The organism is Streptomyces catenulae (genome assembly GCF_000718015.1).
Lineage (GTDB): Bacteria > Actinomycetota > Actinomycetes > Streptomycetales > Streptomycetaceae > Streptomyces > Streptomyces catenulae.
Map to the genome: position 1 here is coordinate 231,796 of NZ_JODY01000002.1, position 18,334 is coordinate 250,129.

At 70.6% G+C, this 18,334-nt stretch carries 22 protein-coding genes and 1 pseudogene; 16 read left to right on the forward strand and 7 right to left on the reverse strand.

Annotation, left to right across the window (positions count from 1 at the left end):
• The first annotated feature begins 64 nt into the window (after positions 1-64).
• The 13 genes from IF23_RS0103195 to IF23_RS0103255 all read left to right on the forward strand — a co-directional run bounded on the left by IF23_RS0103195 (position 65) and on the right by IF23_RS0103255 (position 9,192).
• The gene (locus tag IF23_RS0103195; RefSeq protein ID WP_030279500.1) at positions 65-1,708 is read left to right on the forward strand and encodes a DUF6519 domain-containing protein; all 1,644 of its coding nucleotides are present in this window, start codon (positions 65-67) and stop codon (positions 1,706-1,708) included.
• Complete coding sequence (locus tag IF23_RS0103200; protein WP_030279502.1) at positions 1,708-2,697, forward strand: peptidoglycan-binding protein; 990 nt, start codon at positions 1,708-1,710, stop codon at positions 2,695-2,697. The genes IF23_RS0103195 and IF23_RS0103200 overlap by 1 nt, the downstream gene beginning before the upstream one ends.
• A 462-nt stretch (positions 2,698-3,159) precedes the next feature.
• Positions 3,160-3,315: a DUF6131 family protein gene (locus tag IF23_RS34305; RefSeq protein WP_169749982.1), complete on the forward strand. Its 156-nt coding sequence runs from the start codon at positions 3,160-3,162 to the stop codon at positions 3,313-3,315.
• 416 nt (positions 3,316-3,731) lie between these two features.
• Positions 3,732-4,118: a gas vesicle protein GvpO gene (locus IF23_RS0103210; protein WP_030279504.1), complete on the forward strand. Its 387-nt coding sequence runs from the start codon at positions 3,732-3,734 to the stop codon at positions 4,116-4,118.
• A 113-nt stretch (positions 4,119-4,231) separates the two neighbouring features.
• Positions 4,232-4,684, forward strand: a complete 453-nt coding sequence (locus IF23_RS0103215; RefSeq protein WP_211266109.1) for a gas vesicle structural protein GvpA — start codon at positions 4,232-4,234, stop codon at positions 4,682-4,684.
• 6 nt (positions 4,685-4,690) lie between these two features.
• Entirely contained in the window at positions 4,691-5,404 is a 714-nt protein-coding gene (locus IF23_RS0103220; protein WP_030279508.1) for a GvpL/GvpF family gas vesicle protein, read from the forward strand.
• A 9-nt stretch (positions 5,405-5,413) separates the two neighbouring features.
• A complete protein-coding gene (locus IF23_RS0103225) occupies positions 5,414-5,677 on the forward strand; it encodes a gas vesicle protein GvpG (RefSeq protein ID WP_030279510.1) in 264 nt (87 codons plus the stop codon).
• Between the two features lie 31 nt (positions 5,678-5,708).
• The gene (locus tag IF23_RS0103230; protein ID WP_051739141.1) at positions 5,709-6,146 is read left to right on the forward strand and encodes a gas vesicle protein; all 438 of its coding nucleotides are present in this window, start codon (positions 5,709-5,711) and stop codon (positions 6,144-6,146) included.
• Positions 6,143-6,958 (forward strand): GvpL/GvpF family gas vesicle protein, encoded by an 816-nt coding sequence (locus tag IF23_RS0103235; RefSeq protein WP_030279514.1) that lies wholly within the window; start codon positions 6,143-6,145, stop codon positions 6,956-6,958. The genes IF23_RS0103230 and IF23_RS0103235 overlap by 4 nt, the downstream gene beginning before the upstream one ends.
• Positions 6,955-7,200, forward strand: coding sequence for a gas vesicle protein (locus tag IF23_RS0103240; protein ID WP_030279516.1), 246 nt, complete (start codon positions 6,955-6,957; stop codon positions 7,198-7,200). The genes IF23_RS0103235 and IF23_RS0103240 overlap by 4 nt, the downstream gene beginning before the upstream one ends.
• Positions 7,190-7,597: a gas vesicle protein K gene (locus IF23_RS0103245; protein ID WP_030279518.1), complete on the forward strand. Its 408-nt coding sequence runs from the start codon at positions 7,190-7,192 to the stop codon at positions 7,595-7,597. The genes IF23_RS0103240 and IF23_RS0103245 overlap by 11 nt, the downstream gene beginning before the upstream one ends.
• A gap of 93 nt (positions 7,598-7,690) precedes the next feature.
• Positions 7,691-8,269 (forward strand): hypothetical protein, encoded by a 579-nt coding sequence (locus tag IF23_RS33360; protein WP_030279519.1) that lies wholly within the window; start codon positions 7,691-7,693, stop codon positions 8,267-8,269.
• A gap of 5 nt (positions 8,270-8,274) precedes the next feature.
• Complete coding sequence (locus IF23_RS0103255) at positions 8,275-9,192, forward strand: SRPBCC family protein (protein WP_030279521.1); 918 nt, start codon at positions 8,275-8,277, stop codon at positions 9,190-9,192.
• Between the two features lie 64 nt (positions 9,193-9,256).
• On the opposite strand, the gene IF23_RS0103260 is transcribed toward IF23_RS0103255, so the two are convergent.
• From IF23_RS0103260 to IF23_RS0103275, 4 genes are all read right to left on the reverse strand, one after another.
• Positions 9,257-10,261, reverse strand: a complete 1,005-nt coding sequence (locus IF23_RS0103260) for an iron-containing redox enzyme family protein (protein ID WP_030279523.1) — start codon at positions 10,259-10,261, stop codon at positions 9,257-9,259.
• The gene (locus IF23_RS0103265; RefSeq protein ID WP_051739143.1) at positions 10,258-10,521 is read right to left on the reverse strand and encodes a CDGSH iron-sulfur domain-containing protein; all 264 of its coding nucleotides are present in this window, start codon (positions 10,519-10,521) and stop codon (positions 10,258-10,260) included. Before IF23_RS0103265 ends, IF23_RS0103260 begins: the two co-directional genes overlap by 4 nt.
• Complete coding sequence (locus IF23_RS0103270) at positions 10,505-11,170, reverse strand: HemK2/MTQ2 family protein methyltransferase (RefSeq protein WP_030279526.1); 666 nt, start codon at positions 11,168-11,170, stop codon at positions 10,505-10,507. The genes IF23_RS0103265 and IF23_RS0103270 overlap by 17 nt, the downstream gene beginning before the upstream one ends.
• A 332-nt stretch (positions 11,171-11,502) precedes the next feature.
• A complete protein-coding gene (locus IF23_RS0103275; protein WP_030279528.1) occupies positions 11,503-12,195 on the reverse strand; it encodes a DUF4232 domain-containing protein in 693 nt (230 codons plus the stop codon).
• A 299-nt stretch (positions 12,196-12,494) separates the two neighbouring features.
• Here IF23_RS0103275 and IF23_RS0103280 point away from each other — a divergent pair, with 299 nt between their 5' ends.
• Together IF23_RS0103280 and IF23_RS0103285 are read left to right on the forward strand one after the other, a co-directional pair.
• Positions 12,495-13,187 (forward strand): aspartate/glutamate racemase family protein, encoded by a 693-nt coding sequence (locus IF23_RS0103280; RefSeq protein ID WP_030279529.1) that lies wholly within the window; start codon positions 12,495-12,497, stop codon positions 13,185-13,187.
• Positions 13,188-13,230: 43 nt separating this feature from the next.
• On the forward strand, positions 13,231-14,805 hold the full coding sequence (locus IF23_RS0103285) for a TIGR03086 family metal-binding protein (RefSeq protein ID WP_051739145.1): 1,575 nt from the start codon (positions 13,231-13,233) through the stop codon (positions 14,803-14,805).
• A gap of 22 nt (positions 14,806-14,827) precedes the next feature.
• Here IF23_RS0103285 and IF23_RS0103290 read toward each other — a convergent pair whose 3' ends face one another.
• On the reverse strand, positions 14,828-16,036 hold the full coding sequence (locus tag IF23_RS0103290) for a GDSL-type esterase/lipase family protein (protein WP_030279532.1): 1,209 nt from the start codon (positions 16,034-16,036) through the stop codon (positions 14,828-14,830).
• A gap of 82 nt (positions 16,037-16,118) precedes the next feature.
• Positions 16,119-16,901 (reverse strand): DUF998 domain-containing protein, encoded by a 783-nt coding sequence (locus IF23_RS0103295; RefSeq protein WP_030279534.1) that lies wholly within the window; start codon positions 16,899-16,901, stop codon positions 16,119-16,121.
• A 226-nt stretch (positions 16,902-17,127) separates the two neighbouring features.
• Between IF23_RS0103295 and IF23_RS0103300 the strand changes: the two genes are divergently transcribed.
• The gene (locus tag IF23_RS0103300; RefSeq protein ID WP_030279536.1) at positions 17,128-17,736 is read left to right on the forward strand and encodes a TetR/AcrR family transcriptional regulator; all 609 of its coding nucleotides are present in this window, start codon (positions 17,128-17,130) and stop codon (positions 17,734-17,736) included.
• Positions 17,737-17,804: 68 nt separating this feature from the next.
• On the opposite strand, the pseudogene IF23_RS35500 reads toward IF23_RS0103300, so the two are convergent.
• Positions 17,805-18,319, reverse strand: a pseudogene (locus IF23_RS35500) (helix-turn-helix domain-containing protein); the annotation flags it as partial.
• Between the last annotated feature and the right edge of the window lie 15 nt (positions 18,320-18,334).

An 18,334-nucleotide genomic window follows, 5' to 3' on the forward strand; every position in this document is an offset into this window, starting at 1 on the left:
CCGCTGCGCGCGGGCGCCCACCACCACCGACCGTCAGAGCTTTTGTACGAGGGGGACCCCTTCCATGCACGCTGACCTCTCCCGCATCACCTACCGGCCGGAGCGCCACTACTCCGCGGTGGTGGCGCAGCAGGGCCGGGTCCAGCTGGACGCCGACGCCAACGAGCAGACCGCGATCCAGTTGTTCCAGGCCCGCACCCTGGCCGCCGACCTGATCGGGCGGCACGGTGGCCCGCAGGGCGCCACCGGCTTCCACATCGAACTGCGCGGCGGTCCGCACGAGTTGGACGATCTGGTCATCGGCGGCGGCCGGTACTACGTCGACGGCATCCTGTGCGACGCCACCCGCCCCCGGCCCGGCACCCCGGTGCCGACCAACCCGGCCGCCGCGGAGGGCGAGGCCGACCCGGAGGCGGACGCCCCGCCCGCCGACGGGACGTGGACGTACTGGAGCCAGCCCGACGCCTTCCGCGACCCCGAACGCCCCGGCGACCGCCTCCCCACCCGGTTCCCCTACCTCGTCTACCTCAAGGTGTGGGAGCGGCTGGTCACCGCGGCCGAGGACCCGGCGCTGCGCGAGGTGGCGCTGGGCGCCGCGCTGCCGGACACCGCGGCCCGTACCAAGGTGGTGTGGCAGGTGCTGCCGCTGCCCGCCTCCGAATTGGGACTGGACGGCGACAACCCGCCGGCCGAGGAGATCCACACCGCCTTCGCCGACTGGTCGCGCCGGGCCGCCACCCCGGACTGCCGCCTGGCGGCCCGCAGCCGACGCCCCGACCACGGCGACGACGATCCCTGTCTGGTCGCCCCGGAGGCCCGCTACCGCGGCCCGGAGAACCAGCTCTACCGCGTCGAGGTCCACGAGGGCGGCACCGCCGGGGACGCCACCTTCAAGTGGTCCCGGGAGAACGCCTCCCCCACCTTCCCCGTCGACGTACTCGACGGCACCTGGGTGGAACTGGCCTCCCTGGGCGGCGACGACGCGCTCTCCCTGCACGTCGGGGACCGGGTCGAGTTCGTGGACACCGCGTACAGCAGCCGGGGCGAGGCGGCGCCGCTGCTCCGGGTGGAGGAGGTCGATCTGCCCGGCCGCCGGGTGCGGCTCTCCGACGAACCGGCGCCGGGCGTGGGCCGACGCCCCGAACTCCATCCGTTCCTGCGCCGCTGGGACCACCAGGGGCCGGGCCACCACCGGACGGTCCGCCGCGGCGAGCGGGCCGACCGGCTCCGGCACGGTGCGGTGCCGGTCGAGGAGGGCGAGTGGCTGCCGCTGGAGGACGGCGTCGAGGTGTACTTCGAGAGCGGCGGCGGCTACCGCACCGGCGACTTCTGGCTGATCCCGGCCCGCACCGCGACCGGCGGCGTCGAATGGCCCACCGACCCGGCGCGCCGCCCGCTGCTCCGGCACCCGCTGGGCGTCCTCGTCCACCACGCGCCGCTGGCCTGGGTGCACGGCGAGGAGGCCGTACCCGACCTGCGGTATGTGTTCCGGCCGCTGGCGACCACCGTCCAGGCGGCGGACGACGCGGCAGCGGCTCCGGCGGACGGCCCGGCGGGAGCGGAGGCTCCGTCCGGGACGCCGGATCAGGGCTCCGGTGCCGACGACGGCGTCGGCACCCTGTCGACCGGCGCGGATGCGGCGCACCCCCGTTCGCAGACGACGGAGGAGGCCGAGGCCCAGGTGGACGAGACGGGGTCGGTGGACTGATGGCCACTCCCCTGACCGGCTCCCGGCTCCTGGCCGCCCTGAGGGCGGAGGGCCTGGTCGTCCACGAGGTGCGCGACTGGCGTCGGCACAATCGCAACACCAAGGGCGGCTGGGGCCCGGTGAACGGGGTGGTCGTCCACCACACCGCCACCGAGTCCACCGACACCTCGGTGAACCTCTGTTACGAGGGCCGCCCGGACCTGCCCGGCCCGCTGTGCCACGGGGTCATCGACAAGGCCGGTGAGATCCACCTCGTCGGCAACGGCCGCGCCAACCACGCCGGTCTCGGCGACCGTCACGTCCTCCAGGCCGTCGTCGAGGAGAGGCAGTTGCCCAAGGCCCACCTCTCCGACACCGACGGCAACCGCCACTTCTACGGCTTCGAGTGCATCAACCTCGGCGACGGCAAGGACCCGTGGCCGGAGGCCCAGTTGCTGGCGGTGGAGAAGGCCGCGGCGGCGCTCTGCCGGGCGCACGGCTGGGGCGCCCGGTCGGTGATCGGCCACAAGGAGTGGCAGCGGGAGAAGATCGACCCGCTCGGCTTCTCCATGGACACCCTCCGGGACCGCATCAGCACCCGCCTGTCCGAGGCCCCCGAAGGACCGGTGACCCCGAGCACGGACGGAGGCGAGGGCTCCGGCCCGGGAAACGGCGCCCCCGGCGGAGCCGACGGCGACGGCGACGGCCGCCCGTCCCCCGTACCACCGAAGCCCCGGCACCCGCCCTACGAGCCCTTCCCCGGCCGCGAGTTCTTCCGCTCCGGCACCCGCAGCCCGGTGCTCGCCGCCATGGGCGAACGCCTGGTCGCCGAGGGCTGCGACCGCTACCGGCACACCCCCGGCCCGGACTGGACCGAGGCCCACCGCAAGTCCTACGCCTCCTGGCAACGCAAACTCGGCTTCCACGGCAAAGACGCCGACGGCATCCCGGGCCCCGTCACCTGGAAACGGCTCCATGTACCGAACAGCTCTGGTGGTCCGGCCGGTTGAGGGGGGTCGGGCTGAACCGGCACTGTGATCACGACTTCATGAAGGCCCAGCCAGTAGGGCTGAGCACGCCGTCGCACAGGAACTTGAACACGAAACGGGATCGACCCGGACCCCGATTTCCGAAGATCCATCCGGTAACGCCGCCCGTACGCGGGAAGGGATTTTCCCTCCCCGGTTGCGTGTACGCAGGTCGGGGCGTGAGCTGAAGGGAAGAGTGCGGTCGTCCTCCGAGGAGGGCGAGCACGGATATGGCCACGGTCGTGGTCAAGGCTGCCGAGGCGAAGAATGGGAAACGTAGCCGGAAATGAGGCCCCGAGCCCATTTCATGGAGTCGGGGGCGAAGAAGGTTCTCGGTAGTCATTGCCGCCGCAATGGTGGCGTAAATCGCCGTCAAACCTCGCCGAATTCGACGCCTCCGGCGGGTGGGTTGACGGGAAGCTCCACTCACATCAGGGGATCATCGTGATCATCATCGGTCTCATACTCCTCATCGTCGGATTCGTCATAGGGCTGCACATCCTGTGGGCGATCGGCATTGCGCTACTCGTCATAGGGCTCATCCTCTGGGTGCTGGGCGCCGTCGGCCATGCGGTCGGAGGTCGACGCCACTATTGGTAGTCCTTGGCAGTCACCACAGTCGCCGCAGCCACCGATACGCGGAGGCGGGGCGGGGGCGGGGACGGGGACGGAGGGGACACGGCGGAGGTGTCATCGCCGAGCCCCGGCGGTGCGCGCGCACCTGGACGGCTGCGAGTCCCTGACCTGGGCTTCGACCGGTTCATGGGGATGCTGCGGACCGAGATCACCGCGCAACTGACCCACCACCCCGGAGAGCCGCCTCCGTCGACTGACGTTGATCTCCGACGAGTTGAAGGAGAGCAGCGCCCCGGACCACGGGACCACCCCGGGCGGCGCGTCAAGCCGGACCAGCGCCGCGTATCGAAGAACGCGGCGCACGCAGGAGTACGATGGAATAACGCGTTTGCGTATTTTAGCCATATACGTCATAAAGTCTCCGATTTCGGAGCAGAAGCATGATCGCAGATAAGAAGGACCGTTCCGGGGCGGGCCACCGCGACGGCGAACCGGCCGCCGATCGGCGCAGCGCCGCCCGGACCGGCGGTCGGACCGGCGGCACGGGCGGGAAGCGCGCGGCGGAGCGGGTGACTGCGGCGCAGGCCATGCGGTATGCGGTCGAGCAGCTACAGGAGTTGCTGGGGCGGACCCCCGAAAGCGTCTCGACGGTCAAGCCGACCGATGAGGGCTGGGAGGCTGCCGTGGAGGTCCTGGAGCTGGAGCGTGTTCCCAGTACCACGAGCGTGATGGCGAGCTACCGGGTGCGCCTGGACGACGACGGCGGGCTGGTGGCCTATGAGCGCGTCCGCCGCTACACCCGAGGACAGATCGACTCGCGTATGTAGGACCTGACCTGGTCATTCCGATGGCCCGTTCACGACGTGGACGGTTCGTTCACCGAGCGAACGGCACGGCCACCCGTACGTGACCGGGAAGCGGCCCGCTGAAGGGAGCCACCGTGACTGTGGTGCCGCAGAGCGGAGGAACCGTCGCCCGAGGAGGTGGGGCGAACTCCGGAAATCTGTATGACGTCCTCGATCTGATCCTGGACCGTGGCCTGGTCATCGACGCCTTCGTACGCGTCTCGCTGGTGGGCATCGAGATCCTCAAGATCGACGCCCGTGTCGTCGTATCGAGCGTCGACACCTATCTGCGCTTCGCGGAGGCGTGCAACCGCCTCGATCTGGAGGCGGGCGCCAAGAAGCCCGAGGAGCTGACGGATCTCGTCGGCGACCTCACCGAAGACGGCTCGCGCGGCAAGGCCAAGGGTGCCCTGAGCGGAGCCGCGGAGGCCATTTCCGGGGCGCTCAAGGAAGGAAGCGAGGAGGACGAGGAGTCCGACGAGCGGGAGAAGGAACCGGTGCGGAAGCACGCCCGGGCGACGCGTCGGCCGAGCAGGCACCGGGAGTGATCAGCCATGGCCGTCTACGTCTACTCCGTTGTCGCGACCACACATCCGCGACGTCTGGACGATCTGCCGGGTGTGGGGGACCCACCGGCCACCCTGCGCACGGTGGGGAACCGGAAGCTGTCGGCGGTGATCAGCGACGCGCCGGAGGGCCTGCGTCCCAAGCGCCGTGATCTCGCCGCGCACCAGGACGTCCAGGAGCGTCTGATGGCCGACGGTCCCGTCCTGCCGCTCCAGTTCGGCTTCACCGCCGCGGACGACGAGGCCGTGCGGGCGGTGCTGGAGGAGCACGCCGACGCGTTCGCGGAACGGTTGCGGGCCGTGGAGGGCTGCTCCGAATACCACCTCAAGGCCGCCCAGGACGAGGACTCGATGCTCCGCCGGGTTTTGGCGGAGTCCGACGAGGCACGGGCGCTCAACGAGCGGATCAGAGGCGGCGCGGACAATCCGGAGCTGCCGCTCGCCCTCGGCGAACTGGTCGCCCAGGAGGTGCAGGCCCGTCAGGAGCGGCTCGCCGCCTCCGTTCTCGAAGCGCTGCGCCCCCTTGCCCGCGAGGAGAACACCTCACCGGCGACCGGGAACGACTTTCTGAACGTGTCCTTTCTGGTGACCCGGGACGGCGAAGCGGATTTCCGTACCTCGGTGCGGAAACTGGCGACGGAGCTGGGCGACGATTTCGATCTCCGGCTGCGCGGCCCACTGCCCGCCTACAGTTTTGTCTAGGAGCCTCTCATGGGCCTGTTGAATCAGATCGCCACCCTTCCGCTGGCACCCGTACGCGGCGTGGTGTGGGTCGTGGAACGCGCGGTCGAGGCCGCGGAGGAGCATTACTACGACCCCGAGCCCGTCGAGCAGGAACTTGTCGTCCTGGAGCAACGCCTCCTCGCGGGCGAGATCGACGAGGCGGAATTCGACCGGCGCGAAGACGAATTGCTGGACCGGCTCGAAGAGATCAGGGCGCATTTCCAGCCGGACCCCGACAGCGATATCAGGTGATGCCGTCGTGACCGCACCTGTCCCCCGGAGAATGAGTGAGTCCCCGTCCCGGGCCGCCCCCTACGGCCAGGGCTCGTCGGCCAATCTCGCCGACATCCTGGAACGGGTGCTGGACAAGGGCATCGTCATCGCGGGTGACATCCAGATCAATCTGCTCGATATCGAATTGCTCACCATCAAGTTGCGTCTGCTGGTCGCCTCGGTGGACAAGGCGAAGGAGATGGGCATCGACTGGTGGGAGCGCGACCCCGCGCTCTCCTCCCGCGCCTCCGGCGGATCCCCCTCGCTCGCCGAGGAGAACAAACGCCTGCGCGCGGAGGTGGAGGCGCTGCGGGAAGGCACCGCGCTCCCCCCGGCCGAGGACCGGGAGATCCGCCGGGCCCGGCAGGTCGACTCCCTCACGTCCCCTGCGTCACACGGCGAGCAGGCGGAGCCCGAGACGGGCGCCGAGAGGCGGGATGAGGCATGACCGAGGCCGTCACGTATGCGTACGCCGTCGCCCGGGACGACGACGGCACACTGGCGACGGAGCTGTCCGGGCTGTCCGGTGTGGCGGACGCGCCGGTGCGCCTGGTGCGGGCGGGGCGGAACGACGGTGTGGTCGTCGCGGTGAGCCCGGTGCCCGCACCGGACTTCCGGGAAGAGGCGCTGCACGCGCATCTGGAGGACATGGAGTGGTTGGAGGCGATCGCCCGCGCCCACCACCGGGTCATCGAGGCGATCGCCGCCCACGGCACCGTCCTGCCGCTCCGTCTGGCCACGGTCTACCTGGACGAGGAACGTGTACGGCTGATGCTCGACGACAGCCGGGAGGAGTTCGCCGACCGGCTGGCCGAGTTGGCCGGGTTGGAGGAGTGGGGCGTCAAGATCTACGTCGAGGACGCTCCGGGCACCGAAGATCCCGCCGCGCCGTCCACCGGCGCCGATCTGAGCCCGGGGCGCGCCTACCTCAGCCACCGGAAGGCACAGCGGCACGCCCGCGAGGACGCGTACCGAGCGGCCCAGCGGGTGGCCCGGGATGTGGCGGCGACCGCCCGCCGACAGGCGGTCGCCCGGGCCCAGCACCGCCCGCAGCAGGGCGAACTGGCCCGCGGGCCCGGGGAGAACGTCGTCAACGACGCCTATCTCGTCCCCCGACCCGCCGCGCACAACTTCCGCGCCGCTGTGCTGCGGACCGCGGAGGAGGCACCCGGTGTCCGGGTCGAGGCCACCGGGCCCTGGGCCCCGTACTCCTTCGCCGCCTCCCTCGAAGCCGAACCGGCGAAGAAGGTCACCCCATGAGAACGGCGCATGAGCCCGCCGCCCCGGCGGAAGGGCCGTTGCCCGACCGGCAGGTCGCCCTGATCGACCTGTTGGACCGGCTGCTCAGCGGTGGCGTGGTCCTCACCGGTGACCTCGTGCTGTCGATCGCCGACATCGACCTGGTACGCGTCTCCCTGAACGCGCTGATCGCCTCCATCGGTGAGCAGAACCCCGCCCCCTGGACCGCGGACCTCCCCGTACGTGACGGCCATGAGGGATGAAGGTCGCGACCCCCGCGCCCGCTTCGACGATGTCGCCGACGCGGCGACCCGCGCGTTCCGCCTGCTGCCCGCGGCGTCCCAGGACCAGGCTCCCGCCGCCCGTCCGGAACCGCACAGAGCCGCGCACCGGATCGGCGCCGACCCCGAAACCGTCGAACGGGGTCTGGTCAAGCTTGTTCTCACCCTCGTCGAACTGCTGCGGCAGCTCATGGAGCGCCAGGCCCTCCAAAGGGTGGAGGACGGAGACCTCACCGAGGAACAGGAGGAGCGGTTGGGTTCGACACTGATGCTCCTCCACCGCCGTATGACGGAACTGTGCACCCAATACGACTTGACGATGCAGGACCTCAATCTGGACCTGGGGCCTCTCGGGCCGTTGCTACCGCCGCAGGAATAGCCAGGGAAAGGAGGGCCGGAAGAATTCAGGAAGTCGGGCCGAGGCCCTGACAGGCACCCTCCGCCCGGTTCTCTCCGTCCTTGAGAGGCACTCATGGATGACTGTACGAAAGTCTCCCTCATTGCCGCCGTCGCGGCCGGATATCTGCTCGGCAGGACGAAGAAGGGAAGGCTGGCCATCGGCCTCGCCTCCCTGATCGCGGGTCGGCAACTCCCCGTCAACCCACGGGAAGCCGTCGGTCTGGTCCTGCAGAAACTGGCACAAGATCCGCAGCTGGCGCCGCTCGTCGAGCAGGCGCGGGGCGAGATGCTGGAAGCCGGGCGCACCGCGCTGTCGGCCACCGCCAACCGCCGCCTCGAAGCCGTCGCCGACGCCCTTGAACAGCGCACCAACACCTTGCTGGAGCCTCCGGAGACAGAGGACGACGACGAGGCTGAGGACACCGCGGACGAAGAGCCCGAAGACGAGGAGCGGGACGTAGAGGCGGAGCGGGAGGAAGCGGACGCACCGCGGCGTCGGCCGAAGAAGCGACCGGCCGCAGCGGCGAAGAAGGGTTCCGCCACAAAGGCGCCCGCCAAGAAGGCACCGGCCAAGAAGGCGGCGGCCAGGAAATCGGCTCCCGAGAAGGCGGCTGCGAAGAAGCGCCCGAGCCGCGTCAGTCGCAGGAGGTAGCTCTCATGGCCAAACAGGAGCGCAGCCCCACGGACAAGGAAAAGGACAAGGACAAGGACCAGAACGCCTCCGGTCTGGATCAGGTCAAGGAGAAATTGTCCGACTACGTCGCGGCCCAGGGACAGCGGTTGATCGAATCGGCCACCGGAAAGCTGAGCGACCTCACACAGGGCCTCGAAAACGCCGCAGAGGGCGGCGGGGAGGATCTCCTCGACGTCGGAAAGCGGGTGCTCGGTGGCGAGAACCCGGTCACGGCATTCGTGGGCGAAAAGGCCGGCACGGTGAAGGACAAGGTCGTGGATTCGGTCAAGAGCGCCTTCGGGAGTGACAACGGAAAGTCCGGAAGCGTCAAGGTGACCAACATCGTCGAGACCGTCGACATCGGTGTGCCGCTGCGGACGGCGTACGACCACTGGACCGAGCTCGAAGAGTTCAGCTCCTTCACCAAGGGCGTCACCGGCGTTTCCGCGCGAGACGACGTCGAAAGCGACTGGAAGCTGAAAATCGCCTTCTCCCACCGCAGTTGGCGGGCGACCGTCCAGGAGCAGGTCCCCGACGACCGCATCGTGTGGACGTCCGAGGGCGCCAAGGGGACCACCCACGGCGCCATCAGTTTCCACGAACTCGCGCCGACCCTGACCCGCGTCGTCGCCGTCGTCGAATACACCCCCTCCGGATTCTTCGAGAAGACCGGCAACATCTGGCGTGCGCAGGGACGCCGCCTGCGGCTGGACCTCAAGCACTTCCAGCGGTACGTCACCTTCGCCGACGAGGAGGTCGAGGGCTGGCGCGGCGAGATCCGGGACGGAGAGGTCGTCCGCAGCCATGAAGAAGGGCTGGAGGACGACGAGGACGGAGCCGGGGGCGAGCCCGAGGAGGACGGAGAGCCCGAGGACGAGTCGGAGGACGAGTCGGAGGACTGAGCGCGCCGTCACCGTGCGCCGGGCACTGGACGGAGCCCAGACCTGGCCGACGTGTGCGACGCGGTCACACGGCGGGCGGCAGGGCCTCGCGCAGGGCGCCGCGTCCCGCCTGCCAGGCGCCGAGGAGGTGACGGGCGAGCCGGTCCTCGACCTGTGCGGTGGCGTGGATGCCGAAGGCCACCTCGGGTTCGAGCCCGGGCTCGTCATGGAGCAGACCGCCGATCACCTCACGGCGGACCACCTGTTCGTGGACGGCGTCGGCCACGACATGTTCGGCGTAGAACCGTTCGGCCGCGGGCCCGGCACGGGTGCGGCGCATCGCCTCGGTGAGGCGGCGGGCCGCCGGGGGCGAGGTGATCTCGACGGTGGCGAAGTGGCCGACGAGCGCCCCGCGCAGGCGCCGGTGCAGGCCCAGCAGGGACATCAGATTGACGGTGGCGAGCGCTTCGGACGGCGCCAGGTCGACGTAGTGGCCGTACCCCGTCTCCAGGCCGAGGTCGGTCATGAGGTCGGCGAAGAGCTGGGCGTGGATGTCTTCGGCGCGTCCGGCGCCGAACTCGTCGAACTCGATGGCGGCCAGCCCGGCTTTGGCGCGTCCGCGGAGCCGCGGCAGGGCCCAGGCGTGCGGGTCGGCCTCCTTGAGGTGGTACAGCGACCGCAGGGCCGCGTACTCCCGCAGCTGATCGAGCCCGCCGTGGTGGTCAAGGTAGCGGGAGACGTCGGTGCCGGTGTCGGCGACCGGTTCGGCCAGGAGGGCGGCCAGGGTGTCGCGCAGGCCGGTCTGCGGGGCGTCGGCGCGTAGCGCGGCGAGGAACCTCTCCTCCAACGGGCGCCGTACCGCGAGGAGTTCCGCCTCCCATTCGAGGCCGTCGTCGACCCCCTCGAAGCCCCGGTAGTGGAGTTCGTAGAGGACGTACAGGGCGGTCTGCAGGTCGGCGCCGTAGGGGTCGGCGCGGCGGATCGCCCCGTCGGGCGGGAGGCGGCCCCGCTCCGTGCGCAGCCGGGCGATGACCGCTGCCGAGAGCGGGCCACGCGGCCGGGGCAGCGGCGGGTCGGTGACGGTCGTCATCGGTCGTCGCCCCCGTCGTGGCGCTGCGTGCGCGTGGCGGAGCGGCTCTCCCCGGTGTGGGTCTGCCCGGTCGGCCGTCGGTGGCTGGTGTCGCACCACGGGTAGCGGCGGCTGCGGCGGCAGGTGCACAGGGCCACGGTGAACCGGTCGGAGACCCACACCTCGCCGTCGTCGCCGGTGACCTCCACCGGGCCTTCCACCAGGACCGGTCCGTTGCGGACGAGGGTGATACGGCGGGGCCGCTCAGGGCTGTTCGGCACGGATGATCACCAACTCCTCTGTCTTCTGCGCCGGGCTCAGCAGCCCTTGACGCCGCAGATGGCGGTACCGGGAGCGCAGCACCGGGCCGAGGGGGACAGCCACCGGGTCGCCCGCGGTCGCCCGGAGCCCCGCCGCCGTGAGGCGGGCGAGCGTCGAACGGGTGCCGCACAGGGCGGAGTGCACCATCAGCAGCACTCCCCCGGTGCGCAGCGCGCGAGGGGCCGCGTCGCAGATGCGATCGATGTACCGACGTCCGTCACACCCCGCGTCCCAGGCGCGGCCTCCGGAACGGGCGGGCCGCCCGCCGGGCACGGGTACGTACGGTGGGTTGGCCACGAGGACGTCGAAGGCGCGGTCGGCGAGCGCGACGGCCATGTCCCTCCGGTGCACGCGGACGCGCTGCCCCCACAGCCAGGCGTTGAGGCGGGTGGAGAACACCGCGGGCCAGGAGATGTCGACGGCGGTGACCCGGGCACCGCACCGCGCGGCGGCCACCGCGAGCGCCCCCGTGCCCGACCCCAGATCCAGGACCGTGCTTCCGGGCCGCAGCCCCTCCCTGCCCAGGGCCCGCAGCAGAAGCCGGGTGTCGTCCTGGGGCGCGTAGACGCCGGGCAGCACCACCAGCGGAAGAAAGGGGTCCGTGTGCATCTACCGCCTCCGCGCCGTGCGGTCGGAGTGATCGCGACGGCTCTGATCCGGTGGACGTGCTCCTTCCCTTTCCATGGTGCGGACTCCCGGGGCCCGGAACCACTCGGCCGGTCGTGCGGCCCCCCACGGCGGTCCCTAGGGTGGAAGAGACGGGCCGTCGGCACGGAAACCGCAGGTCCGGGCGTCGAAGACCGCACCCACCCGACCCGCCCCGCGAGCCGCCGGGCCATACATTGGCGCGCCGCCCGCACGACGCGCCCCGGCACGATGGCGCGGCCCGTCAGCGGGGGCGCCGGGCCGTTCCCCGGCTGCCGCGCCCCCGCACCGAGCGATCAGCCGATGGGGTTGACGTAGGTGGCCGGGTGGGTGGCGCCGCTCTGGTCGAGGAGCGGGCCCCAGGGCCAATCGGCCCGCAGCGAGGTGGTCTCGTTCGGCGGGGTGATCTTCAGATACGAGGCGAGCCAGGCGTCGCCGCCCAGATCGGTCATCGCGACATTGATCGTGAAGTCGGTGGTCTCGCCGGGGGCCAGGGTGATCCCGCTGTACTTGGCGGACGAACGCGCCAGCGACCAGGCCTCACCGCTCTCGGAGATGACGTCCACACCGGGGAATCCGGCGAGCGTGCAGCTGCGGTCGCCGGAGTTGGTCAGCACGACGCTGGTGGTCGTCGAGCCCTGCGCGTCCGGGTCCGGCGCCGCGTCGTCGCCGGTGGCGATGGCCGCCTTCAGCTCGTTCGTGTGGCAGCGCTTGCTCTGTGCGGTGGCCGAGTTGGTGGCCCCCCGGCCCGCGGAGTCGGCGTGCGGGCCGCCCTTCGTACCGGCGTCCCCCTGGGCCCGGCCGTCCTCCACCGCGGTGGACGCGCCGGAACCCACGTTCTCCTGCGCGACCGCGGCCGAGTCGACCCTGTCGGCCGCCTTCGTACCGGCGTCCCCGCCGGAGCAGGCGGTGAGGGTCAGACCGGCGGCCGCGGTGAGCGCGGCGGCGGCGACGCGCAGCGTGCGGCGGCGGATGGTGAGCGAGCGCATGACGGGTTCCCCCCAGGGCGGTCGATGTTGGGCTCTCCTCGGTACGCCACCGACTCTGCCCGGGCCCTTTGGCGTACCGCTGCCACCCGGCTAACGCACCGCTAACCACAAGGCGGGCGGCGGACGGTGCGACGTCGCCCGCGGCACACGGCCCGGCCTTCCCCTCACGCCATAAGACGTTCTTCAGGAACCCCTCAGATCATCTTGGATTCTCTCGCCGACCGTCCCCGGGTAGCGTCTGTACCCGCATCTGCACATTCCCCTGTACCTGCATCTACGCGCGCACAAAGAGGAGAAAGATGAAAACTATCGGCCTGATCGGCGGCATGAGCTGGGAGTCGACGGCCGAATATTATCGGCTCCTCAACGAGTTCACACGTGACAGGCTCGGCGGTCTGCATTCCGCACGGTGCATCCTGTACTCGGTGGATTTCGCGGAGATCGAGGAGTTGCAGGTCCAGGGGCGCTGGGCGGAAGCCGGGGAGATCCTGGCCGCCGCCGCCCGTTCCGTGGAGAAAGCCGGTGCCGACACGGTGCTGATCTGCACCAATACGATGCACAAGGTGGCCGACCAGGTGGCGGCGGCTGTGACGGTCCCGCTGCTGCACCTGGCCGACGCCACGGCGGATGCGGTGCGGGCTGCGGGCGTGCGCAAGGTCGGTCTGCTCGGGACGGCGTTCACCATGGAACAGGACTTCTACCGTGCGCGCCTGGAAACGGGCGGCCTGGAAGTACTCATCCCGAATTCCGAGGACCGGGCCCTTGTACACCAGGTAATTTACGACGAGTTGTGCCTCGGTACGGTGAGCGAGGAATCCCGCACGGAGTACCGGCGCATTATCGGGAACCTCGTCGCGGCGGGCGCTGAGGGCATCATCCTGGGCTGTACGGAAATCGAGCTTCTCATCAAGGCCGAGGACAGCCCCGTGCAGATCTTCCCGACGACACGGCTGCACGCGGAGGCAGCCGTCCACGCAGCCCTGCTCCCGTAGGTCGCTTGACTCTCCCACGGAGGGAGAGTCGAAGGTGGGGCGCATGTGTATGGACAGCGGGTCGCCGCCCACGTGGAGCATCGGGGCCGTGGCGCGGCGGATCGGGTTGCCGGTGAAAGTGGTCAGGCACTGGTCGGATGTGGGCGTCGTGGCACCGGTCAGCCGGACCGTCGGCGGCTACCGCCGCTACGACACCGCAGGCGTGGCCCGGCTGCAACTGGCCCGCACTCTGCGGGACCTGGGGATGGGGCTCGGTGAGATCCGGGCCGCCCTGGACCGCGAGGACGGGCTCACGGAGGTGGCGGCTGCACATGCCGAGGCTCTGGAGAAGCAGATCCGTCGACTCCGGACCCACCAGGCCGTTCTGCGCACCGTCACACGCCGCACCACCCGGGAGGGACTCGCTCTGATGACCCGCACCGCCCACCTGTCCCCCGACGAACGCCGCAAGCTGGTCCACGACTTCCTCACCGACACGCTCGGCGATCTGGACGTGCCCCACTTCCGCGAAGGGCTCCTCGCGGCCGGATCCGATCTGCCGGAAGATCCCACGGATGAACAGATCGAAGCATGGCTGGAACTGGGCGAGTTGGTCGCCGACGGGGAACTGCGTCCCGCCATGCGGCGCCTCGCGGAGTACGCCGCCCGTCATGGGCAGGAAGCGCAGGACTCCGCCGCGGCGGAGGAGATGCGCGCACTCACCGGCACCTGGACCGCACGCGTCCGCGAGGCGATACGGACCGGCACCGCAGCGGACTCCCCGGCCGCCGACCAGGTCGTCGCCGACATCATCGCCGCCTGGCTGCCCAGCCGCGCGAACACCGCCCCCGCCCTGATCTCGGACGGCGCCGAGGCCCGCACGCTCCTGCACGAGCAACTCACCCGCGCCGCCGAGCCCTCCGTCGAGCGCTTCTGGCAACTGCTGTGCATCCTCGGCGACCGCCCCGCGCCCCCTGGGATCGCCGCGGAAGGCCGATGGCTCACCGCCGCATTGCGTACCAACCCCGCACCCGGCGCGCGTAACACCCGGCTCGAAGCCCTCTACGCCGACGGCACCGACCCCTGGCCGGGCGGCGTCGTGAACGCCTTCACGCGCGTCCAGGACACCGTCGGCACCCTCGTGCGCGCAACGGCACCGGACCGGTTCGGCCTGCCGACCCCCTGCGGAGACTGGACCCTACGAGATCTGCTCGACCATCTGGTGTGGGAGAACCTCATCTGGGGCGGCCTGGCGCAAGGCACGCCGCCCACCACCGGCCACGCCGAGGACCACCTCGGTACCGACCACATCGCCGCCTTCGACACCGCCGCCGCCCAGGCTCGCGCCGCCTTCCGCCAACCGGGCTTGCCGGACCGCTCCTTCGGCCCCGCCTCCGGCCGCCGTGTGGTCGAACAACTCCTCATCGAACTGCTCGTCCACGGCTGGGACCTCGCCACCACCCTCGGCCACGACCGCAACCTGGAACCCGACATCGCCCGTGCCGCCCTGCCGGTCGTCCGGGAAATCTACGGCGACCTGCCCCGCACCGGCTCCTTCGCCCCGGCCCAGCCCACCCCCGAGCACGCCCCACCCCTCGACCACGTAGCCGCCTTCCTCGGCCGCCGCATCCCCCACTGACCAACACCCACACACGATGGGGTCAGTCGAACAGGGAGAGGTCGATGGATTCCGCGAGGGCGGCGTAGCCGGTGTCGTTGCCGTGGAGGTGGTCGCCCATGTGCAGGGCGTCGTGGATACGGCTGGGGTCGGCGGGGTCGCGCCAGACGGCGTCGAAGTCGAGGACCGCGTCGAAGGCTCCGCTCGTGCGGATCCAGTCGTTGATCTGCTCGCGCGCCCTGTCGCCCTGGTGGGTGTACATGTCCGAGCCGCCGTAGGGGGCGATGGTCGCGGCGTAGATCTTCGCACCGTGGGCCGTGGCGCGGGCGGCGGCCTGGAGGTGGGCGGCGATGATGTCGTCCACGCTGACGGGCTCGCCGGGGAACATCGCGAGGAAGGCGGCGGTCTCCTCGTTGCGCGGGGCGAAGGAGAAGACGAGGTCGTTACCCACGGCGATCACCACATGCCCCAGGCCGGGAGTGGCGAGGATGTCGCGGTCGAAGCGCGCGAGGGCGGCGGTGCCGATGCCGTCGCGGAGCAGGCGGTTGCCACCGATGCCCTGGTTGACCACACAGCGGGTCCGGCTGCCGTGCGCGTGCAGGCGTTCGGCGAGCAGGTCGGTCCAGCGCCGGTCGGCACCGGGGGTGGATCCGATGCCGTCGACGCGGGAGTCGCCGAGCACGGCGATGGCCCGGGTAGGGGGGTCGGGCCGGACTTCCACCGCGGTGATCAGGGCTTGCGCCGGAAGCGGAGCGGCTTCCGTGGTCGGCGAGGCGCACGCGGTCGCGTCGCCGGGTATGAGCCGGCCGAGCGTGTGGAAGGTGCCGTGGCACGTGGCGGTGTCCACCCGGCCGGGCAGATAGAGGCTGATGGCCAGCCGTGACAGCGCGGGGGCCGTCAGGTCGACGGGGTCGCTGAGGGCCGGTGCGCCCGCCGGTACGGTGACGGTCGACCGGCCGCCGAACGTGATCGCGCGACTGCTGCCGTCCCGGATCGCGCCGTCGGCGTCCGCGAGGGCGACACGGGCGGCGCCGACGGTCAGTGGCACGGTGCCGTACTCGTTGCTGATGCGGATGCGCACGTGGTGTCCGCCGCCGCTGATGCGGACGACTTGCCGCAGCGTCGCGTTCTCGAAGGGCTCGAGGAAACTGACGGAGTTGTCCGGGGCCTGCGGGGCCGCTCCCCAGGTGCGCACCCACGCGGTGGGGGCGGAATCGTCCGGGCTCGCGGGGGTGGTGCGGGTGCTGTTCACGATCATGCTCCTCGGGGTGCGGAGTTCAGGGCCGGTGCCGTGCGTCGGTGGTGTGCGTCGGTGGTGTGCGCCGGGTGCGGGGTCAACTCGCCGTGCCTGCCGTGCCGGACGGCGGTTCGGCGGAGGTGTGGCCGCGTCTCCAGATCGCTGCTCCGGCGCAGGCGAGGCCGATGAGGAACGGGTGGACCGCACCGCGTTCGATGAGGCCGATGATCCCGATGACGTGGTCGCCGGAAGTGATGATCATGGCGAGGTAGAGCAGCGTCGAGAGCAGACCGATCACGCCGACCGTGATCAACGCCCGGCCCGTGCGGGCGGAGACGCCGATGCGCCGCCGACGGCGTCCGAGGACGATGGCCAGCACGTTGCCGCCGGTGAACCCGGCGAAGGCGCCCATGCTGTGGTACTCACCGGTGCCGTCCTTGAGGGCCTCGCCCGATCCGGGATACAGCGCGAGCAGTACGCCGCCGACCGCCAGCAGCGCGGCGGGGACGAGCACCGCCCACCGGCGCCCGTGTGCCAGGTCCCGCAGAGCGGCCACCCCGGCCAGGACGGTGATCCCGAAGAGGAAGAACCCGGCGTTCATCACCCAGGCCAGCGGCGAGTACATGTACTGGCCGAACAGGGTCGACGGCCCGTGGACGCCCAGGTTGCTGATGAAGTTGTAGGTGTAGCTGTAGGCGGGACGGGTCCACGCGGCGGCGGAGATGAACTCCCCCAGCAGGAAAATCACCGGTCCGGCGATCAGCAGCGCTCCCGCCACACGGCGCTGAGGCCGGGGTCCGTCCGCGTGGCCGTTCTCCTGCTCGTTCGTCGGCGGCTTCGCGCGCCGCACGGTGGCACGCACGGTCGTGTCTTCGGTCATCGGCGTCGTCTTTCTGGTGAAGGGCTGGGCGCGCGCTCGTACCGGCTGACGGCAACTCGTACCGACTGACGGCAGGCGGACGCTCCGCCTCGGGGATGACAGGCGGCGGCACAGCGGTCTGCCGTCGGAACGCCCACTGCCGAGCGATTAACTTCACTCGGACTCTAACTAACCCAAGTATAGTTTTACAACCGGTGAAGATAGTGATCGAGGGTAGGGTGAGGGCATGGTGGATTCAGTGCCCGTGGGGCGTCGTGAGCGCAAGAAAGCCGCTACGAGGGCGGCGATCCTGGATGCGGCGACGGCACTCTTCCTCGACCGCGGCTTCGATGACGTGACGGTGCGCGAGATCGCCGACAAGGCGGATGTGACACCCAAGACGGTCTTCACGCACTTCCCGCACAAGGAGGCGCTCGTCTTCAGTGACGAGGGCGAACGGCACGAGCGGCTCATCGCCGCGGTGCGGGACCGCACACCGGGGGCCTCGATCTCCGAAGCGCTGAAGGCGCATTACCTCGACGAGATCACCGCGCTGAAGACCGAGCCGCAGAGCCGGATCCTTGCGCTGATGAACCGCACACCCTCCCTGATCGACTACGCGGAGAAGATGTGGCTGCGTCACGAGGACGCGCTGATCGCCACGCTCACCGAGGAGTTCGGGCTCGACGAGCCGAGCGAGGAGATCCGCTTCTATGTACGTTTCGCGCTGCAGATCCAGCTCATCGCGGTGCGCGAGGAGGACCCGGAATCGTCCGTGACCGCCGGCTTCCGATTCCTCGACCAGGGCTGGGCGCACCACAACGAGGGCCGACACCAGGGCCCGTCGCGAAAGTGACACCGTCAGCCGCCGTTGAGGACGAGGTACCGGTGGGCCTTACGATCCCGCGTCTGCGCAGCTAAGAGTCACCTGCCCGCCCACCTGCATACCGGTCGAGGCCGGATCAACTTGCGGAGTCGGGAGCGGTACTCGCCCGGGGCCATGCCTCGGGTACGTCTGAAGGCACGCCTGAAAGCGTGCGGAGAGCCGTATCCGACCGCGCCGAAGACCGACTCGCCCGGTCGTCGGTATCGCGGAGCCGGACGGACGCCAGGTCGATGCGCCACTGCGTCACATACGCGCCCGGCGTCTGTCCGAGGGCGGACCGAACGCCTGGACAGCGTCGCCCGGGAGACGCTCGTCGCGGCGGCCAGGGTCTCCGTGGTCCATGGGTCCATGGGTGTTCCGGTCGGGCGTGGACACATACCAGGGCGTCGCGCACGACCGGATCACGCATCGCTCCCAGCCATGAGCCGGACCGCTCCTGCGGGTGGCGGGCCAGCCAGGCGCGTACGAACTGAACGAGCAGCAGGCCGACGATGCTGTTGACGGCGGCGGTACCGATCCGCGGCTGTGCGAACTCGGCAGCGAGAAGTTCGACGGCCGTTCCGGTGAC

What these genes read in the sequence shown, in the direction of transcription:
- IF23_RS0103255 (WP_030279521.1), top strand. Translation starts at nt 8,275, where the DNA reads ATGGCCAAACAGGAGCGCAGCCCCACGGACAAGGAAAAGGACAAGGAC.
- IF23_RS0103235 (WP_030279514.1), top strand. Translation starts at nt 6,143, where the DNA reads ATGACCGAGGCCGTCACGTATGCGTACGCCGTCGCCCGGGACGACGAC.
- IF23_RS0103200 (WP_030279502.1), top strand. Translation starts at nt 1,708, where the DNA reads ATGGCCACTCCCCTGACCGGCTCCCGGCTCCTGGCCGCCCTGAGGGCG.
- IF23_RS0103220 (WP_030279508.1), top strand. Translation starts at nt 4,691, where the DNA reads ATGGCCGTCTACGTCTACTCCGTTGTCGCGACCACACATCCGCGACGT.
- IF23_RS0103280 (WP_030279529.1), top strand. Translation starts at nt 12,495, where the DNA reads ATGAAAACTATCGGCCTGATCGGCGGCATGAGCTGGGAGTCGACGGCC.
- IF23_RS0103285 (WP_051739145.1), top strand. Translation starts at nt 13,231, where the DNA reads ATGTGTATGGACAGCGGGTCGCCGCCCACGTGGAGCATCGGGGCCGTG.
- IF23_RS0103230 (WP_051739141.1), top strand. Translation starts at nt 5,709, where the DNA reads ATGAGTGAGTCCCCGTCCCGGGCCGCCCCCTACGGCCAGGGCTCGTCG.
- IF23_RS0103210 (WP_030279504.1), top strand. Translation starts at nt 3,732, where the DNA reads ATGATCGCAGATAAGAAGGACCGTTCCGGGGCGGGCCACCGCGACGGC.
- IF23_RS0103195 (WP_030279500.1), top strand. Translation starts at nt 65, where the DNA reads ATGCACGCTGACCTCTCCCGCATCACCTACCGGCCGGAGCGCCACTAC.
- IF23_RS33360 (WP_030279519.1), top strand. Translation starts at nt 7,691, where the DNA reads ATGGATGACTGTACGAAAGTCTCCCTCATTGCCGCCGTCGCGGCCGGA.
- IF23_RS0103275 (WP_030279528.1), bottom strand. Translation starts at nt 12,195, where the DNA reads ATGCGCTCGCTCACCATCCGCCGCCGCACGCTGCGCGTCGCCGCCGCC.
- IF23_RS0103270 (WP_030279526.1), bottom strand. Translation starts at nt 11,170, where the DNA reads ATGCACACGGACCCCTTTCTTCCGCTGGTGGTGCTGCCCGGCGTCTAC.
- IF23_RS0103225 (WP_030279510.1), top strand. Translation starts at nt 5,414, where the DNA reads ATGGGCCTGTTGAATCAGATCGCCACCCTTCCGCTGGCACCCGTACGC.
- IF23_RS0103300 (WP_030279536.1), top strand. Translation starts at nt 17,128, where the DNA reads ATGGTGGATTCAGTGCCCGTGGGGCGTCGTGAGCGCAAGAAAGCCGCT.
- IF23_RS0103245 (WP_030279518.1), top strand. Translation starts at nt 7,190, where the DNA reads ATGAGGGATGAAGGTCGCGACCCCCGCGCCCGCTTCGACGATGTCGCC.
- IF23_RS0103240 (WP_030279516.1), top strand. Translation starts at nt 6,955, where the DNA reads ATGAGAACGGCGCATGAGCCCGCCGCCCCGGCGGAAGGGCCGTTGCCC.
- IF23_RS0103260 (WP_030279523.1), bottom strand. Translation starts at nt 10,261, where the DNA reads ATGACGACCGTCACCGACCCGCCGCTGCCCCGGCCGCGTGGCCCGCTC.
- IF23_RS0103295 (WP_030279534.1), bottom strand. Translation starts at nt 16,901, where the DNA reads ATGACCGAAGACACGACCGTGCGTGCCACCGTGCGGCGCGCGAAGCCG.